Consider the following 1,054-nt stretch of genomic DNA (forward strand, 5'->3'; position numbering starts at 1 on the left):
GGTCACGCCGCCGCGCGGGGTGTGGATTTCAGTGATTAATTGCTGGTCGTTGTAATGCCAGGTGGTGGTGTGCCCCTGTGGGGTGGTGGAGCGGGTGATGCCGGGGGCATAATCCAGGTGAACCGGATAGTAGCCGCCGGCCCCCACGCTGTCGGTACAGCGCCCCTGTTTATCATAACGGTAATCCACCCAGGTCTGGTCGCCATCGGACCAGCGGCTTATCAGGCCCTGCGCATTATATTCATAGTACAGATGAAAATGCTGGGCGCTGTCCGCTTCCGCCAGCCGGCCGTTATCATGGTAGTGATAACGGGCCATCACTTCCTGTAACCTTTCATCGGTGCGGAGTATCTCGGTCAGTTGTCCGCGCAGGTTATAAAGCAGCGTCAGCTCCGGCCCGTCACTGTGGAGAACCTGTGTCAGTTGACCGTGCTCGTTATAGATAAAGCGCAGCCGGTTGTCATACACGTCCCGGTGTTCCGTGAGCCGCCAGCGCTGTGTCCCTTCGGATGAGGCCGGAGAGGCCAGCGCAAAATACTTACAAACCGGTGAATCCCGGTGCCGGAGGATATAGCCCTGTTCTCCCCGGCTGAGGGTGAAATCCGGGTGGTCCGGGTTGACGCTGTGGGTATAAGCGGCCGGTAAGGCAAAATAGAGGGAAGCCCCTTCGGTGGTGCGGATTTCTACCCGGTCGCCGGTGGCAAGGGCGCATTCGGAGAAGCTGTCCGTCCAGCCCGGTCCCAGTAAGCCCTGTTCCCCTGGCGCCCAGCTGCGCAGAAATACCAGCGGCAGGGTCTGGCCGAGGGTGATATCGGTCCGCTGGTCAAACAGCTGGCCGGTAGTGACGTCAATCGGGTCGCCGGTAAAGAATTTTTTCGTCGCTTCCCGGTAACGTTTCACCCCCTGAGTTTCTTTGAAGGCGGTTTTGGCACAGCAGAAGGTTTTACCTGATATCACTTTTCCGGCATGCCGGGCACCGGCAATCGCCCCGCTGACGGCCTTTTTACCGGCCTGTCGGGTAAACAGCTTACCCAGCCCTTTAAGGGCGCCGCGC

The 1,054-nt window shown here is 59.4% G+C and carries 1 protein-coding gene; it reads right to left on the bottom strand.

What is annotated here, in order from left to right; genetic code table 11:
- The coding region (locus tag C6H66_RS25270) for a DUF6531 domain-containing protein (RefSeq protein WP_248000834.1) at positions 1 to 1,054 on the bottom strand (1,054 nt) is incomplete at both ends.

The organism is Photorhabdus hindustanensis (genome assembly GCF_002968995.1).
Classification (GTDB): Bacteria; Pseudomonadota; Gammaproteobacteria; order Enterobacterales; family Enterobacteriaceae; genus Photorhabdus; species Photorhabdus akhurstii.